Raw genomic sequence first — 15869 nt, 5'->3', positions numbered from 1 at the left:
TCGCTTATGCCTGCCATGGGCGCTAGCTCGAAGCTGGCGCCCAATATCTGGACGTCGGGGTCGGCCATCTGGGTTTTTCGGTCTGGTTCGAGTCCTGTTCGGGGAACCATAATGATTCCCTGGTGGTGGTCGTTATCTATTGATGAAGAATCCAGGTGATTGGAGGGGCTCCAGCATATATTCTGGTGCTGAGGAAAGCCTCAAAATACTGATCAGGGTTAGTTGACCACTACAACCTTATTTGTCGTTCGGTGTGACCACGGCATAAGCCACTATTTCGATCAGCATCTCTTCTCGAGCAAAACCGCTGACAATTAACGCTGCACGGTTGGGGTAGGGGGCGGTGACGTATTCGGAGTAGACTCGATTGACCGTGGCCAGGTCCTCGCGCTGGGTTACGTAGATCAGTACTTGAGTCAGTGACTCGACGCCGCCGCCAGCGCACTCCAGCGTATGCAGCAGGTTGTCCAGGGTCTGTCGGACCTGGGCCTCAATGCCGCCGTTGACCACCTCGCCGCCTGCGTTGATGGGGATCTGAGCGGTAAACAGGATGCCGTTGCCGATACTCCCCCAGGATAGGGGAGCGCGGGAAGCGAATAGCTCGGTCTTGACCGGATAAATCATAGGGCATTCTCAGTTATGGAAGCATGGGAAGAAAGACGGTGCTTGATTTAGTCGAGCGTCAGTCGTTGTCGTTGGACCCGGCTCCGGCCCCGCTGCGCGAGGTTTCGGTGGACTCCACCAGCAGCCGGGTAGCCAAGCTCTTGAGGCGTACCCAAAGACCTTCGTCGACCTCGATGCCTTGCTGCATGGCGCGCTCTCGACAGGCCAGCAAGTCGGACTCCTGATGGCGGGCCAACAGGTCGAGCTGATACTCGGAGCGCAGCGATGGCAGCAGGTCCACGTGGTTGGCCATGATCAGTGTTACTCCGTCGTTGGGTTCGTTTTCCTCGGGGACCTCGTGCACCGCGTAGACGCGGATCTCGGGCACCGAACTGCCAGCGCGAAAGCCCACCACCTGCTCGATCAGCGGGGTATCGTTCATCTTCCCGCTGTCAGGGGCTTGGGCATTGCGCCAGAAGGCGGTAACGTTCATCCCGCGTCCGGCCAGTCGCGCCAGATAGCCCATAATCAACTGGCGGTTGTGGCAGTGGCGGATCTTGATCACCGCAAGGCCCCGTGCCCGAGCCTTGGCGAAGCCCAGTTCCAGCGCCAGACTTGAGCTCTTGAGCACGCTTGCGCCGTGACTGTCGAGCACCGCCAGATCGCCATCCGAGTAGATCAGCTCTGGCGCCCGCTCATCCTGATCCTCGAGCAGAAAGTCGAGGCCGCGGCCTAGTGCCGTCAGCCCACTGAGCTCGTAAAGCTGCATCCAGGCTACCATGTCGGCGGCATCGCTGGCGTCTCCCTCTTCGAAGCCCATGGCCTGAAAGGCCTTGCGGCAGAGTGCCTGGAGTTCGTTGTAGGACACCTTCATGTACTGACTCCGGCGTATTGGCGGGTTACGGCACCGGCCTCGCTGAGCGTACCTTCAGCGCTTTGGCTTGGCTCCAGTGGAAAGCTCCAGTCGTCGAATTCGATCAGGTCGCAGGGCTTGGCGTTGAGCTCCTCGACCAGCGGCGCGCCCTGGAACAGGGTAATGCGCACCCAGCGATCGGACTTGGGGTCGAAACGGCTGGCACCAAAGAACGATAGCTTGGTGCGCAAAATGTGCACCGGCTTCATATCCCGGGCCCATAGATTGGCGCGGATCTCTCCGAATGGCGTTTCGGCCATGCTCTGGATACGCCGGATGATGTCCTTGTGACGTGGGTGGTGGATCAGAAACTCCACCACCAAGGCCCGCGGATGGGTGGTGAGAAAGTCATCAATGACTTTATGGGTGTCGGCGACTCGGGCAGCGATAGCGAGCTTCAACTCGCGGTCGGCACCGGGTTCTACGTCGCGCACGCCCAAGCGCGGTTCTTCCTTCTCCATTGAGCGATACCAGAACCAATAGCGCTCGTCGGGATCTTCGAAGTCGTGGCGCAGGGCCCAGTCGTAGTGGGTTTCGATCGACTGCTTGAGCCTTATCAGCGGCATGTCCGGGGTCAATTCCAGGCTCTCCTTGACGCCCATCCTGTCCTCAAAGGGGTCGACGATCTTCGGGTAGATCTCCAGCAGCAGGGTGTGGATCAGCTCCTGGGCCTCCAGACTCAAGGTCTGGCGGCTCCAGTCGATCAACTCCTGCCATAGCTCATCAGTCAGTGGCACTTGCTCCAGCCAAGCGCGCACCGCCGGCAGGGCGCTGGCGGTATCGCGGTTTCGAGCACTTTGCTTGGTGTCCTCGGTCACGGTCTGGGCCATGTGTTGTTCGGCCCGGGCGATCAGTGTCAGTAGGCGCTGACGGTCCGGCTCGCCAGGCACCTGACCGCTGACTTGGGCCAGCGCCTGCTCGCGGCTCTCGATCCAGCGTTGGATCAACTGCGGGTGGTTGATCAGAAAGGGTGCCATGCCGAGCCCAGTGGAGTTGCCTATGCCGAGATAGCGACGCAGTGGCGTTGCCATGGCGACGGCCCTGCCCGGCGCTTTGGCCCGGGCCATATGCTCGATCTGCTCGATGGAAAAGTGGCGCAGTAGGTACACGGCCAGCATCTGGGCCGAGAAGGGGCGCTGAAAGTCTGGGTTGTGCTTGAGCCGATCGAAGTCGGCGATACCGAATTTGCCGTTACCGTAGACCGCGGTAGTGCGATACAGGTAGCCGACTCTGGTGAGCCACGTCGGGTCCGGCTGGCGTCCGGCACTTAGCGCATCGAGAAAGGCAGCGAAGTTCCTGAGACTGCGGTTGGCCCGGGACAGCACCAGCAGGCGCGGATGTTGGCGCCCAGCCTCCTGCAGAGGCACATTGGCGGCCATATGGTCAAGCAGCGAGTCGTCCACGTCGCCCTCGACTACACCGAAAGTGGCATCCCAAGCCTCGGCAATCACCCGGTCGGAGCGAGCGGCATCATCCAGTGGCTGGGAGAAGATCACCCCGTGGTAGCGTGCCCATGGGGTCTGCAGGCGATAGATGGCAATTCCATGACCCTCAGCGTCGAGATCGAAGCGGATAGTACTGATCTGCCAGCGCTGGCGCGCCATCTGGCGCACCAGGCTGCGGACGAAGCTTAGCCGGCTGGCGTGCAGGCTGCCCAAGCGTTCGAGTTGCATCACCTCATCGGGGGAGCGCAGGCGAAGGCGTTGTTCGATGTCGGACAGGCGACTGGCCAGGTCTTCGCGTCTCATCTCAAGCTTCTCCCGGAACGCTGGATTTCAGGCTGGTTATGCCCTGGATGCGGGCCATGGCGAGGGCAGCCTGGGGGCCGGTCCACAGCGACGGCAGCAGTACTAGCGACACCGGAATGGCGGTGATTACGATGAACTGTTGCAGGGCGCTGATCTGCCCCGATCCCATGTACAGGAGAATAGCCGCCATCAGTGCCATGGCGATGCCCCAGAAGGCGCGGACCAACGGGCTCGGGTCATCGTGCCCGGCGCCGACCACGGCGATGGCGTAGCTCATGGAGTCACCGGTGGTGGCGACGAAGATGGTGGTCAGTACCAGGATCGCCGCCGCCATGCCGGTGCCGCCGGGCAGGGCCTGGGCCACGGTCAGGGTGGCTACGTCGAACTGGAAGTTGCTGAGCGCCTCGGTCAGGTCGATGACCCCGGTGAGTTGGAAGAAAATGCCAGAACCGCCCAGTAGGGTGAACCAGATGGCGGTGGCCACCGGCGCCAATACCGCCACGGTGAGCACCATCTGGCGAATGGTGCGGCCCTTGGAGATGCGCGCAACGAAGATCGCCATAAGCGGCCCATAGCCGATGAACCATGCAAAGAAGAATGCCGTCCACCACTGCATCCACCAGTCCGGGGCGCTCTGGGCGGTCATCGTCGACATGGCAAAGAAAGATGTCAGGTACTCTCCAAAGCCTTGGGTGAAGGCGTTGACCATGAACAGGGTCGGTCCAAATACGAAGATCACCACCGCGATGGCCAGCGCCAGAAAGATGTTGAAGCGCGACAGGATCTGGATGCCCTTGTCGATGCCGGTGACCGCCGAGGTGACGTAGACAGCGCCAAGACCAATCAGGATAAGCAACTGAGTCAAGTAGTTATTGGCCACGCCAAACAGCTCATGCAGGCCGAAACTAACCTGGGTGGCGAGAAATCCGATGGGACCGACAGTGCCGGCCACCACGGCGATCACGCACAACGCATCGACCACGCCACCCAGCGGCCCTTTCATCACCCGTTCACCCAGCACCGGGTATAGCAGGGTACGTGGCTGCAGTGGCTGGCCCTTGTCGTAGTGGGCGTGGGATAGCACCACTGCGGTCAGACTGCCGAGTACCGCCCAGGCGAGAAAGCCCCAGTGCATGAATGACTGGGCCAGGGCTGGGGCGACGGCGGAATTGGTGCCGGCCTCGATTTCTGTGCCGGCGGAAAAGGCCGGCGGCGTGACCACGAAGTGGTAGATAGGCTCGCCAGCGGCGAAAAACACCCCGCCTCCTGCCAGCAAGGTGCACATGATGATCGACACCCACTTGAAGGTGGATAGCTCCGGCGTGCGCGTGTTGCCGATGCGCGCACTGGCTGCCGGGGTGGCGACTAGCCCCAGGGCGATAAAAAAGGTGAGCAGCAGCAAGATCTGAAAATAGCTGCCGAGCGCCTTGGCGGTCCAGGCGAAGCCTGCGCCTATGGCCCCTGCCACGCCGTCGATGTCGTACAGCGACAAGCCGACGAACAGTACGATAAAGCCGACACTAAGACAGAGCACGACGGGGTCGCCCAGCCGGTACTGGCCGGCGGACAGATCCCGGGGATTTGCAGGAGAGGAGCGTGATGGTGACGAGGTGCCGTTGCGGGGTGTGGTCATGGCGTAAACCTCTGGCGTGCTGCACCGCCAGGGCGGTGCTTGTTGTGGTTATTGGTGGCCGTTGGCGTCCGCCTGTTCTTATGGTTCGGGTGACGCCGGGGGGCCTCAGGCGGCCCAGTCGGTATTGCTGGCCTGTGGCGTGGCGGAGCGTTCAAGCAACGCGACCCAATTGCACCCCATGATCCCGGCCACTTCGTCCTCGTTCATGCCGACGTTGCGCAGACCCTGGATCAGATTGGGGAGGTCGCGGCTGTCCTTGAGCCAGGTAAGTGGCCTCGGCCAGCCTGCGTTGGATGCGCTACCCTCGCCGTAGTCCATGTCCTTGGACCACCGACCGTTGCGCATCCAGTCGAGGACCGAGGTCGGTTGGTTTTGACATAGGTCGGTGCCAATAGCCAAGTGCTCCACCCCCATCAGATCGGCGGTGCGTGCGATCATCTCGCAGTACTCCGTGAGGGTGCAGTCTGGGCCGTTGCGCAGGTGGAAGGGATAGGCCGAGAAGCCCAGCAGGCCGTTGCACTCGGCGATGGCTTTGAGCACTTTGTCCGACTTGTTGCGTTTGGCAGGGTGAAAAGTGGCAGGGTTGGCATGAGAGATAATCACCGGACGGCTGGATAGCTCAATGGCCTCGAGGGTCGAGCGCTCAGCGCTGTGGGACATGTCAATGACCATGCCGACCCGGTTCATCTCGCGGATCACTTGGCGTCCGAAGCGGGTGATACCGCTATCCTCGGCCTCGTAGCAGCCGCAGGCCAGTAAGCTCTGGTTATTGTATGTGAGCTGCATGATCATCAGGCCCAGGTCGCGCATTACCTCGACCATGTCGATGTCGTCCTCGATGGGCGAGCAGTTCTGGGCTCCAAGGAAGACTCCGATACGTCCGGATGAGCGAGCACGAGCGATGTCGCTGGGTTGATGGACCGGAATGATCAGGTCAGCGTGGGCTTCGAAGCGCCGGTTCCACTCACCCAGTCGTGATAGCGTCTCGCGGGTGGTTTCGTGATAGACGAGAGTGGCGTGAACGGCATCCAGACCACCTTCGCGCATCTGCTCGAAGATATCCCGTGACCAGTTGGAGTACTGCAGGCCATCAATCGTCAACATTTCTCGGGACATGACATGCCTCCTCAGGCCTTGGTGTAACAGGTCTTGACCACGGTGTAGAATTCGCGGGCATAACGTCCCTGCTCACGAGGGCCGAAGCTGGAGTCCTTGCGGCCACCGAAGGGGACGTGATAGTCGGTACCGGCAGTGGCAAGGTTGACCATCACACAGCCAGTTTCGGCGCGTGCCTTGAAGTCACTGGTGAGTTTGAGGGAGTTGGTGATAATGCCAGCGGTCAGGCCGAAATTGGTGTCGTTGAGGGTTGCGATGGCTTGCTCATAGTCACGTACCTTGATCACGCAGGCGATTGGTCCAAAGATTTCCTCACGGTTGATTGCCATGTCGTTGGTGGTACCCACGAACAGCGTGGGTGCCATGAAGAAGCCATCTGTGTTGCGTTTCAGGCGTTCTCCACCGAAGGCGAGGGTGCCACCATCGGCTTTCGCACGTTCCACCCAGACGAGGTTGGACTCCAGTTGACGGGCATCTACGACGGGACCGATATGCACATCTTCTTCCAGCGCGTGGCCGACACGTACAGTCCTCAGTTTGGCGATCAGTTTCTCGAGGAAGGCGTCGTGGACTGCCTCGGTGACGATCAGTCGTGAGGACGCTGTGCACTTCTGTCCGGTGCTTGAGTAGGCGCCGGCGAAGGCGGCTTCCACGGCTAGATCCAGGTCAGCATCGTCGGCGACGATCAGGGCATTCTTGGACCCCATCTCCAGTTGGCACTTGACCAGGTTGCCGGCGGTAGCGGCGGCCACACGGCGCCCTACATCCAGAGAGCCAGTGAAGCTCAAGGCATCGATCTCGGGGCTCGAAATAAGCGCATCGCCGACGCTACTGCCTGGACCCATCAGCAGGTTGAAGGTTCCGGCTGGGAGCGCTTGGCGGCTGATTATTTCGGTTAGGGCCCAAGCACTGGCAGGGACCAGGTTAGCGGGTTTGAAAACCACTGCGTTGCCGAAAGCCAGAGCTGGGGCGATCTTCCACACTGCGGTGGCCATGGGGAAGTTCCAGGGACTGATGACGCCCACCACACCCACCGGCTCGCGGCGAGTATCGACTTCGACGCCTGGCCGTACGGAGTCGATACGCTCGTCGATCTGACGCAGTACTTCGGCGGCGTAGTAGTGGAAGAACTGCGCGGAGCGATAAACTTCGCCGACGCCCTCTACTCGGGTTTTGCCTTCTTCGCGACAGAGCAACTCACCGAGTTCCTCCTTGCGTGCGATCAATTCGTCGCTGATAGCCATCAGCACGCTATAGCGGCTTTCCAGGCTGCTCTGACGCCATTCAGTGAAGCCACGCCTGGCGGCGGCGATCGCTTGGCCGACCTGTTCAACGCTCGCTTGGGCATAGGTGCCGACCACGTCGCTGGTGTCTGAAGGGTTGACGTTAGTGATGCTGTCCTTGCCGGCGACCCAAGTGTCGTCGATGTAGAGAGCGTGAACGTGGGACATGGAAACCTCCTTTGAGACGTTGTCGTCATCCTGGGCGAAGATTTAAGATAAGGATAATCAATAATAAATATAAAATGATAAGGTTGTTTTATCGTTGTAAGGTGTCGAGAAGATATCATGCTGCCCGAACTCAAGATCCAACCCCTGCGCTATGTGCTGGCCATCGTCGATGAAGGTGGCTTCCATGCTGCAGCCCGTCATCTGCATCGCACTCAGCCAGCACTATCCATGGCCGTCCGTGAACTGGAGCAGCGCTTGGGCGAACCGATCTTCGAAAAGGGGGGAAAGGCGATGCTGACGCCCTTCGGAACATACTGCCTGCCACGTTTCCGTGAGCTGATTATCCAGCATGATCGTCTGAGCAGGGATCTGGTTACCCAGGTGGAGAAGCGTGCCGGACATATTGATATGGCCGCGGTGCCTTCGGTGGCCAGCCGTCTGATGCCGCGGCTGTTGTCGAATTTCATTCAGCACTACCCTGACCTGAAGGTCAGCCTCCATGATGGTACCGCCGACTTCGTCAGCCGGCTGGTAAGCGCCGGTGAGGTGGATCTAGGACTGACCAGCCTGTGGCAGGTGGATGAGGAACTGGACTTCCAGCCCTTGATGCGCGACGCCATTGGGGTGGTCTGTCGTGACGACCATCCTTTTGCTGGCCGAGAGGCACTGGACTGGCAGGAACTGCAGGGACAGGCACTGATCCGTAATGGCACCTCGCGGCTACTCGAGGGCACCGAGGCCGAGCTGCTGCTGGCCCAGAGTGACTTCTATATTTCCAACATGATCTCATTGACCGCCATGCTGGTAGCGGGCATAGGCATCACCACACTGCCGCGCCTGGCCTTTCCCGAGGAGTATGAACGGTTACGTTTCGTACCTTTGGCCACCCCCCACGTTGAGCGCGAACTCGGTTTGCTCAAGCCGCGACGGCGTAGTCTGTCGCCGGCTGCCCAGGCCATGGAGGCCTTTATCATCCTAGAGCTTGGAGAGTGAGCGGCCGCCAACTGGTGCCGAGTTCGGTTGAGGTGAGACCGCGGATGCCGATAGTAGAGGAGGTCTCGTAAATCAGCTCGACGTCATGCGGCGCTGTAAACCGCGTTGATGAGAGGCCAACGAGCAATTTCCTGTCCGCTCGGAATCGGTTTCGGTAGCCGTCCCGGCCACCGATAGTCGGCTCAAGAACCGACCGTCGAGCCTTTGTCCATCTGTGTATCGAGGTTGCTGCCGTCACCGGCGTAATCCTCGTGCTCGAGATCATCCCATACCGGATCGGGCAGGTGGCCCTCCTCGGTATAGAACTCATATTCTTCACTGCGATAATCGAAGATGCTCGTGTCTTCGGGGGCATCGCGCTGACCGTAGCTGTACATGTAGGCATCAAGGAAGTTGTATTTCTCGAGCCCGTCTTCCTGAAGCAGGCCATCCTCGTCGAGGGAGGCGAATAGATCATCAAGATCGTTGCGATGGGCATCCAGAGCATTGTTGTACTTGATGTCCTGAACGATGGTGAAGGGGAGCGTCGCTAGAGTCAGGCCGGCGCTGACCCAGAACAGTGGGCCGGTGGCGGCGCGGGCAAAACTGATGCCGCGTAGCGCTGCCATCGCCGAGCCACCTCCGGCCAGGCCGAAGGCTCCTGCTGCCACGGTTATCGAACCCTGGGCGATGGTGGCACCATCACCGCTGTCGGCACCACGCTTGATCATCAAGCCGCCAAGTACTGTATCCATGACGCCTGTAGTGATATTGGCCCCGGCATCAAGAATACGCAGAAAAGAGCTGATGGTTCGGGTTGTTGTGGTCGCGTCGGGGAGGCCGGGGCGGGAGGCATAGCCATCTTTCATGCCATCAACGATCTTGCGGGTCTCTTCCTCGCTGAGGTCCAGTTTCTGGCTCAGTTTTTCACGATCAGCAATGGGCGCTTCATCAATGATCTTCTCCATGTTCTTGACGAACTGAAGTCCTTTCTCATCGGTGAAGGGGGAGCCGGAGGCCTTGTCGTTGCCCCAGATTTCGGGCAACGTCTTGTCCAGTCCCAGCATCGCATTGACGTTGGTTCCCCTGGCCTTGTCGTAGATATTGCTGCCCAGCGTGACGAAATGCTGGCTGGCACCGAAGAAGGCGATCATTTCCTTGGCAATGGCGACGCGCTCTTCAGGTGTATCGGCGAGGGTGCCGCCCTTGCCGGCCAATTGATAGATACCTGATGCCAGCGAGATCAAGCCACCGGTCGAGCCCAGTGCGCCATTGCTGTTGAGCGTACTGATTACTGACAGCATGCCGCCGTTGGTCTTCTCATTGAGAGCCTTGTAGACGTCCTTCTTCAGCAGGTTGTCGATATCGTTGCGGGTGATTTCACCATTCTTCTGGAAGATATCGCCCAGCTGTTGCAGTGCCTTGCCGAAGTTCTTCGCCGTTTGCTGGTCATTGAGATATTCATTGACGAACTTGTCGATGCTCTCGACGGTGCGTCTCGGGATATCGACGCCGGCGCGCTTGAGCGCTGTCAGCACCATCTTGACCACATCCTGAGTCGCAGTGGCGGTATTGGCGTCGTTGATCTGGTCGGGATTCTCGATCAGGTGGTCCAGGTCGATGATCGAAGCATCGAGCTGCAGGCCTTGAGCGAATTCGGCGGCCTTGTCGGAATCCTCCGTCGCCGGGAACAGCGCTGCCAGTGCGCTGTAGGTCCGCGAGATGTCTGCCTCGGCCAGTTCACCCTGGCCGCTTTCGCGCAGATCACCGATATACTTGACGTACTCTTCGCTGAACGCCATTTCCTCGAGGCTGTCGGCAATCTCGTCCTTGTTCGCCACCTTGTCGATGGCGTCGGTCTGAGCCGACTGGTAATCCTTCTGTACGGCATCGGAGACAAACAACTCGCCCAGACGCTCGTCCAACTTGCCTCCATCGATGATGGCAGAAAGGTCGTCACCGGTGGCATTGGCGAGATTCTGGCCCGATGAGATATCCAGCACGGTCATATCGAGGCCGTTATCCAGAGCGCCCTGAGCACGCAGTGCACGGTAGAACTGGGCTCGTTCGTCATCCTTGGCGATGCTGCCGTCCTCGATACCCTGCTTCCAGTCATTGATCAGGTTCTGCCAGGTCAACTCGCTCACGGTGAGATTGCGCGAGCTATCGTCGGGATCGGCCTCCGACGTTTCCATGGACTGAATATCCAACTCACTGATCGGCGGCAGATCGTGATCGCGGCGCAGGGTGTCCAGTTCGGAGTGGTCGGTAAGACGCTGTGCGTCGTCCGCACCACCGTGACGCTTCCAGTAACCATCGAACACATCAACCACCGCATCGCCATCTTCGCCGGCGGCATTGCCGATGCGCGAGCGCAGATCGTCATTGACCTGAGTGACTGCCTCGCTCGGGTCGACGCCTTCGCTCTTCTTGATGTTGATCAGGTTCTGGTAGAGCTGGGAAAGAGTATCGGACGAGTCCAGGTGAAGGATATTGCGTGTGCCGGTCAAGGTGCCTCCGGCCATTGCGGATGCCAAGGCATTGAGATTGTCTTCGTAGCTCGGGTTGTCCAACTGCGTGGTATAGGAGAGGAAGTCATCGTAGGCGCTGTAGCCGGCACTCACTGCCGCGTCGTTGCCGCCATGACGATTCCAGTAACCCTCGAACACATCGAGCCCGGCCTCGCTGTCCTTGCCGACATTGGTCAGCCCGTTGCCGAGCCGGCCGAACAGGGCGTCTTTCGCGTCATCGATGGCCGTCTGGAGATCCGGTGTTTCACCGCGTTCGCGCTGCTGGTTGAGTTCATACTCGACCAGTTGGCTGAACTTGTCACCGGCATCACCCGTTAGCGGAGCCACGGTTCTGTCGTCGATATTGATGCCGTCGGCCATGTCGTCGACCAGTGAATTCAACGTGTTGTCGTAGGCAATGTCAGCATCGTCACGATTGGCCAGCCAGGTTTCTTCAGCCAGTTCCTCGGCATCTTCCTCTCCACCGTGCCGGCTCCAGTAACCATCGAAGATATCGACGACGTCATCACCACCAGCGCCGTCAAGACGGTTGCGTAGATCCTCATTGACCTGATTCCGTGCCTCCTCTGTATCGGCGCCCTGATCGAGTTTGTCCTTGATCAGGTTCCGGTAGAGCTGAGACAGGGTGTCGGAGGAATCCAGATGCAGGATGTTGCGTGTGCCGGTCAGCGTGCCGCCAGCCAGAGCCGACGCCAGGGCATTGAGGTTGTCCTCGTAGCTCGGGTTGTCGATCAGAGTGGTATCCGCGAGGAAATCATCGTAGGCATCGTAACCGGCATCCACTGCTGCGTCGCTGCCGCCGTGTCGGTTCCAGTAACCTTCGAACACATCAAGTCCAGCCTCGGTATCGCGCCCGCTATTGCTCAGGGCATGGCCGATGCGATCGAAGAGAGCCGTTTTTGCGTTGTCGATGGCGGACTCAAGATTGGGTGTCTCCCCGCGAGCTCGTTGTGCGTCGAGTTCGGCAGTGACCAATTGTTGAAACTGTGTCGCGGCATCACCTGTCAGGGGCGCCACGGTGCGCTTGTCGGTGTTGATTCCATCGGCCAGATGGGAGGCCAGCGAGTTGAGCAGGTTCTCGTAGTTGTCGTTGCCCAGGATCAGTGACGTTGTGGAAGTGTCGTTGTCTGCCACCTGTTTGGCCAGGCCGAGAGCCGTAGTGAAGGCTGCGTTGTTACGTGTGAGAGATAGCTCGGTCGGGTTGGCCTGGGGGTCGACACGCATCTGGCACTCCTCCTGAGTTGGCGCTGGCTGATGGGGCGAGCGACGAGAAGTCCGATTCAACCGCCGCGAGAGGTAGTTTGAGCAAGCGGCGTGACGTCTGAATGACAGTTTGGCAACAGCGAGTGGGCAAAAGAGCGTAGCGTTGAACACTCCGATGCCATGAGAGGCGGAGACCGACTTCAGCCATGAGTCGCTGACGCGTCCAGGCTGAGATCAGTGGAACTCGATCAATGGAACTCGATCAATGGAACTCGATAGTGGCCCAGAGTGATTCCTGTTGATGCCTTCTCTGCACCGCTTTAGGCTGAAAAGTTCTACCCGTCCGGGATATGGAGCCTGCTGTCGATCCAGCGGTGGGTATTGCCAGTTCGGGGTCTGACATCCACAAGGAGAGCGGAATGAACAGATTTATCCCCCTGGTGGCCTTGATGTTGGCTGCACCTGCCAGCGCAGTGGCCGATCAGGACATCATTCAGGAGATGGAAGCCGTGGCGTCACAGCTGACGGAGGAGCAGAACATCCTGGTACAGGGAGTGGTGGGCGACATGATGATGGCTCATGCCTGTGCTCCGTTGCTGGATGATCCCGCGATCTTCGAGCAGGCGCAGGAAGCCGCGCGTGTGGATCTCGAAGAAGAGGGACTCAGCGAGCCTTCAGTCGAGCAGCTTGTCCGCCTGGTCGAGAGCTTCTCGACCGAGGACAACCAGGAACTCAGTGCTGAGGCCTGCAGCATGGTCTATGAAAGGGAGCCGCAGCAGTCCTGATGGAAATGTCGGGCCTCGCCGGACCTGATGCCCGGCGAGGTAGATGAGGTATCTGGAAACCAGTGTCAGAAATTAGCTGCCATGAGCGGGATATCAGGACTGGGTGTCCTTGCGGTTGATGCCGCGCGTCTTGAGCAGACTGGCAACAGTAGTGATGACCAGGGTTCCGATAATGATGGTCAGCGAGAGCCAGATGGGGATCTCGGGAGCCCAGTGAATGGACTGGCCATCATTGATGAACGGCAGGTTGTTGGTGTGCAGGGCCTCCAGTATCAGCTTGATCCCGATGAAGCCGAGGATGGCTGACAGGCCGAAGCCCAGGTAGACGAGGCGATCCAGCAGACCTCCGAGCAGGAAGTACAGTTGCAGTAACCCCAACAGGGCAAAGGCGTTTGTTGTGAAGACGATATAGGGCTCCTTGGTCAACCCGAAGATCGCTGGAATGGAGTCCAGCGCAAACAACAGGTCGGTGAAGCCCAGGGCGACAACGACGAAGAACAGGGGGGTGACCAGCCATTTGCCGGCATCGCGGACCAGCAGTTGGTTTCCATGGTACTCGCTGGTGGAGGGAAAAACGCGGCGGGCCTGGCGTTCAACCCAGCTTGGCTGGCCTTCATCGCTGTGATCGCTGTCGCTGAGCTGAGTCTGCGCCAGGTGGACGGCGGTGTAGATGAGGAAGGCACCGAACAGGTAGAAGACCCAACTGAACTGGCTGATGGCGGCAGCGCCCAGTGCAATGAACAAGGCTCGCATGACCAGTGCGATGGCGATGCCCAGCAACAGGACCTTCTGCTGGTAAATCCGTGGCACCGCAAAACGGGCCATGATGATCACGAAGACAAAGAGGTTATCCACCGACAGACTTTTCTCGGTGATGAAGCCGGCAAAATACTCGGAGCCATACCGAGGGCCCCAAACGGCCCATACACCTGCACCGAAGAGCATGGCCACGGCGATGAAGAAAGTCGACCAGGCGGCGGCTTCCTTGAAGCTGGGTTCGTGGGGTTTTCGCGCGTGAAATACGAAGTCGAACAGAAACAGGGCAATGATGCCGCCCGCTGTGGCCAGCCACAGCCAGATAGGGATATCCATGAAGAGTCCTCCGGGTAAACGGTGTCGTTTCCGAAAGTCTCTTCCGCGACGCTATGAACGACGCTGCTGCCACCGGGACCATTGGGTCCGTGTTGACGAGGACAGTGCCGGGAGAGGTCTCCCGGGGAATACTCCCTTTCAGCTAGGGATTCTGACGGTTTGCTGCACAGCTGGCAACAGGGATGTATACGGCCGCGCGGAATGGGGTAGCCGAGACCTGTGCCTGGGTTCAGGCGGACCATGATGGTTCATCAGCAGGAAGCTGGCGGTGCCCGATGCCCCAGGCCTGTGCGTGGCGACCCAGGCCTGTGTATAGATCGGACGAACCGTTCAGGCGCTGCCCGAGGTGTCCTGCCCCGACGTCAACGGCTGGCTCGAATCGTCATCTTCCCGAGACGTCTGGGTAACGACGGTGGCAACATTTCTGGCTTCGCTGGGAGAAGTGTTGTTGGTGCGCTTGTCGACCCAATGCAGTGCCGCGAGCTGAACCAGCAGGACCGTGAAACAGATGGAGAGAGCCTTGATCATGTCGGGGAGTTCCGGAGGAATCGAGATGCCGACCGAATATACGCCCATGGACCGGAAATGGGTAGATGGAGTGGTTCATTAAAGGGAACTGGAAAGGGGGCGAGGGAGGGAGCCTGGGCGTGGCGACTCCCAGCCGGGAATCGCCACCGAGCATCAGCTTTCTGTGTTGTCTTGAGCGGGCTGTTGCGTCCGGGACATCATCGCGTTGCAGTTCTTCTGCATTTCCTCCATGTCTCCCATCATGCCCATCATCTGGCCGTGCATCTCCTCACCGCTCATCATGTCCTGACCGGCACCGTTCATCATGTTGCCATCCCCCAGCATGTGGGTGCCGCCTCCCTGAGTGGCGCCTTCATCTCCATCATGGGCGAGTAGTGATCCTGCGCTCAACATACCGAAGGCAATGGTGGCGGCGACGACCAGGCTTTGGTTTCTATTCATGTGCCTATCCCTCGTATCGATCTGTCCAACAGTGTTGACCATGACCACCAGGTTTCATGTCCGGTGGCGGTTTGACAATGGACCGAAGTCATCACCCTGAGTCTGGACCCAGGTGCTACCCACAGGTCAAGCGCAAGGAGGGAGGCTGCATGGTGGGGTACTGTTTATCGACGTCTGGCCATGAAGTGACTTTCATGAAGGGCTTTACGAAGTAATGAGAATCATGTTTAATTGTTATGTTATATCATAATTATTCGGAGCAAGACATGAAGAAGGGCATTCACCCCGCCTACGACTATGTGGTTTTCCGCGATACCAGCAGCGATACGAGCTTCCGTATCCGCTCCACCTGTACCTCCGACAGGACCATCGTCTGGGAGGACGGCAAGACCTATCCGCTGGTCGAACTGGATGTGTCCAGTGCGTCTCATCCTTTCTATACCGGTGAGCAGCGCCGGGTCTCCGCTGAGGGCCGTGTGGCACGCTTCCAGCAGCGTTTTGGTCAGTTTTCCCGTCAGCCCAGTGATTCCGGTCAGGGGTAGGTGTCATGCAGGTACTGAGTTCACTCAAATCGGCCAAGAACCGCCACCCCGATTGCCAGGTGGTGAAGCGGCGAGGGCGGCTCTATGTCATCTGCAAGACCAACCCGCGCTTCAAGGCGCGCCAGGGAGGAAGACGTCGGCCACGGTGATCGTGGCCGGTTGTTTGAGAGATGAAAGCTCGGTAGTAGCGGGGCGGTAATATCTCGTCGGATCAGCGAGGTGCTCGGCTCGCCTGAAGATGGAGGTCGATAAAACAGAACACTGTTGACCTTTTATTAGAGCGTGAGGTCCTTCGATACTCGAGGAGATGA

Annotated in this window: 14 protein-coding genes; 4 read left to right on the top strand and 10 right to left on the bottom strand. The window is 59.2% G+C overall.

The features are described from left to right. Positions 1 to 237: 237 nt before the first annotated feature. The 6 genes from BUE38_RS14145 to BUE38_RS14120 all read right to left on the bottom strand — a co-directional run bounded on the left by BUE38_RS14145 (position 238) and on the right by BUE38_RS14120 (position 7464). A complete protein-coding gene (locus BUE38_RS14145) occupies positions 238 to 624 on the bottom strand; it encodes a RidA family protein (RefSeq protein ID WP_073435853.1) in 387 nt (128 codons plus the stop codon). A gap of 58 nt (positions 625 to 682) precedes the next feature. After that, on the bottom strand, positions 683 to 1477 hold the full coding sequence (locus tag BUE38_RS14140; protein WP_073435852.1) for a DUF3726 domain-containing protein: 795 nt from the start codon (positions 1475 to 1477) through the stop codon (positions 683 to 685). Continuing rightward, complete coding sequence (locus tag BUE38_RS14135; protein WP_073435851.1) at positions 1474 to 3264, bottom strand: hypothetical protein; 1791 nt, start codon at positions 3262 to 3264, stop codon at positions 1474 to 1476. Before BUE38_RS14135 ends, BUE38_RS14140 begins: the two co-directional genes overlap by 4 nt. A gap of 1 nt (position 3265) precedes the next feature. Continuing rightward, positions 3266 to 4897 (bottom strand): BCCT family transporter, encoded by a 1632-nt coding sequence (locus BUE38_RS14130; protein ID WP_084541951.1) that lies wholly within the window; start codon positions 4895 to 4897, stop codon positions 3266 to 3268. A gap of 105 nt (positions 4898 to 5002) precedes the next feature. Then, a complete protein-coding gene (locus BUE38_RS14125) occupies positions 5003 to 6013 on the bottom strand; it encodes a membrane dipeptidase (protein WP_174788041.1) in 1011 nt (336 codons plus the stop codon). Positions 6014 to 6024: 11 nt separating this feature from the next. Continuing rightward, positions 6025 to 7464: an aldehyde dehydrogenase family protein gene (locus tag BUE38_RS14120; RefSeq protein WP_073435850.1), complete on the bottom strand. Its 1440-nt coding sequence runs from the start codon at positions 7462 to 7464 to the stop codon at positions 6025 to 6027. A gap of 117 nt (positions 7465 to 7581) precedes the next feature. Here BUE38_RS14120 and BUE38_RS14115 point away from each other — a divergent pair, with 117 nt between their 5' ends. Continuing rightward, positions 7582 to 8457 carry a LysR family transcriptional regulator gene (locus BUE38_RS14115; protein WP_073435849.1) on the top strand — a complete coding sequence of 292 codons (876 nt, stop codon included), beginning with the start codon at positions 7582 to 7584 and terminating at the stop codon, positions 8455 to 8457. Between the two features lie 182 nt (positions 8458 to 8639). Here the strand turns inward: BUE38_RS14115 and BUE38_RS14110 are convergent, their stop codons facing one another. Further along, entirely contained in the window at positions 8640 to 12191 is a 3552-nt protein-coding gene (locus tag BUE38_RS14110) for a hypothetical protein (RefSeq protein WP_073435848.1), read from the bottom strand. Positions 12192 to 12589: 398 nt separating this feature from the next. Here BUE38_RS14110 and BUE38_RS14105 point away from each other — a divergent pair, with 398 nt between their 5' ends. Further along, complete coding sequence (locus BUE38_RS14105; protein WP_073435847.1) at positions 12590 to 12955, top strand: hypothetical protein; 366 nt, start codon at positions 12590 to 12592, stop codon at positions 12953 to 12955. 93 nt (positions 12956 to 13048) lie between these two features. Here the strand turns inward: BUE38_RS14105 and BUE38_RS14100 are convergent, their stop codons facing one another. The 3 genes from BUE38_RS14100 to BUE38_RS14090 form a co-directional block, all read right to left on the bottom strand. Then, positions 13049 to 14047: a TerC family protein gene (locus BUE38_RS14100; RefSeq protein ID WP_073435846.1), complete on the bottom strand. Its 999-nt coding sequence runs from the start codon at positions 14045 to 14047 to the stop codon at positions 13049 to 13051. Between the two features lie 330 nt (positions 14048 to 14377). Further along, complete coding sequence (locus BUE38_RS14095; protein ID WP_143166335.1) at positions 14378 to 14575, bottom strand: hypothetical protein; 198 nt, start codon at positions 14573 to 14575, stop codon at positions 14378 to 14380. A gap of 153 nt (positions 14576 to 14728) precedes the next feature. Continuing rightward, on the bottom strand, positions 14729 to 15016 hold the full coding sequence (locus BUE38_RS14090) for a hypothetical protein (protein ID WP_143166334.1): 288 nt from the start codon (positions 15014 to 15016) through the stop codon (positions 14729 to 14731). A gap of 266 nt (positions 15017 to 15282) precedes the next feature. On the opposite strand from BUE38_RS14090, the gene BUE38_RS14085 reads away from it, so the two are divergent. Together BUE38_RS14085 and ykgO are read left to right on the top strand one after the other, a co-directional pair. Continuing rightward, positions 15283 to 15558 carry a type B 50S ribosomal protein L31 gene (locus BUE38_RS14085; protein WP_073435843.1) on the top strand — a complete coding sequence of 92 codons (276 nt, stop codon included), beginning with the start codon at positions 15283 to 15285 and terminating at the stop codon, positions 15556 to 15558. 5 nt (positions 15559 to 15563) lie between these two features. Continuing rightward, positions 15564 to 15707, top strand: coding sequence for a type B 50S ribosomal protein L36 (ykgO, locus tag BUE38_RS14080; RefSeq protein WP_073435842.1), 144 nt, complete (start codon positions 15564 to 15566; stop codon positions 15705 to 15707). Positions 15708 to 15869 lie beyond the last annotated feature (162 nt).

The sequence above is a fragment of the Halomonas cupida genome (assembly GCF_900142755.1).
In the GTDB taxonomy this organism is placed as follows: Bacteria; Pseudomonadota; Gammaproteobacteria; order Pseudomonadales; family Halomonadaceae; genus Halomonas; species Halomonas cupida.
Note: the sequence above shows the minus strand (reverse complement) of the source record. Positions and strands in the feature narration are given on the sequence as shown.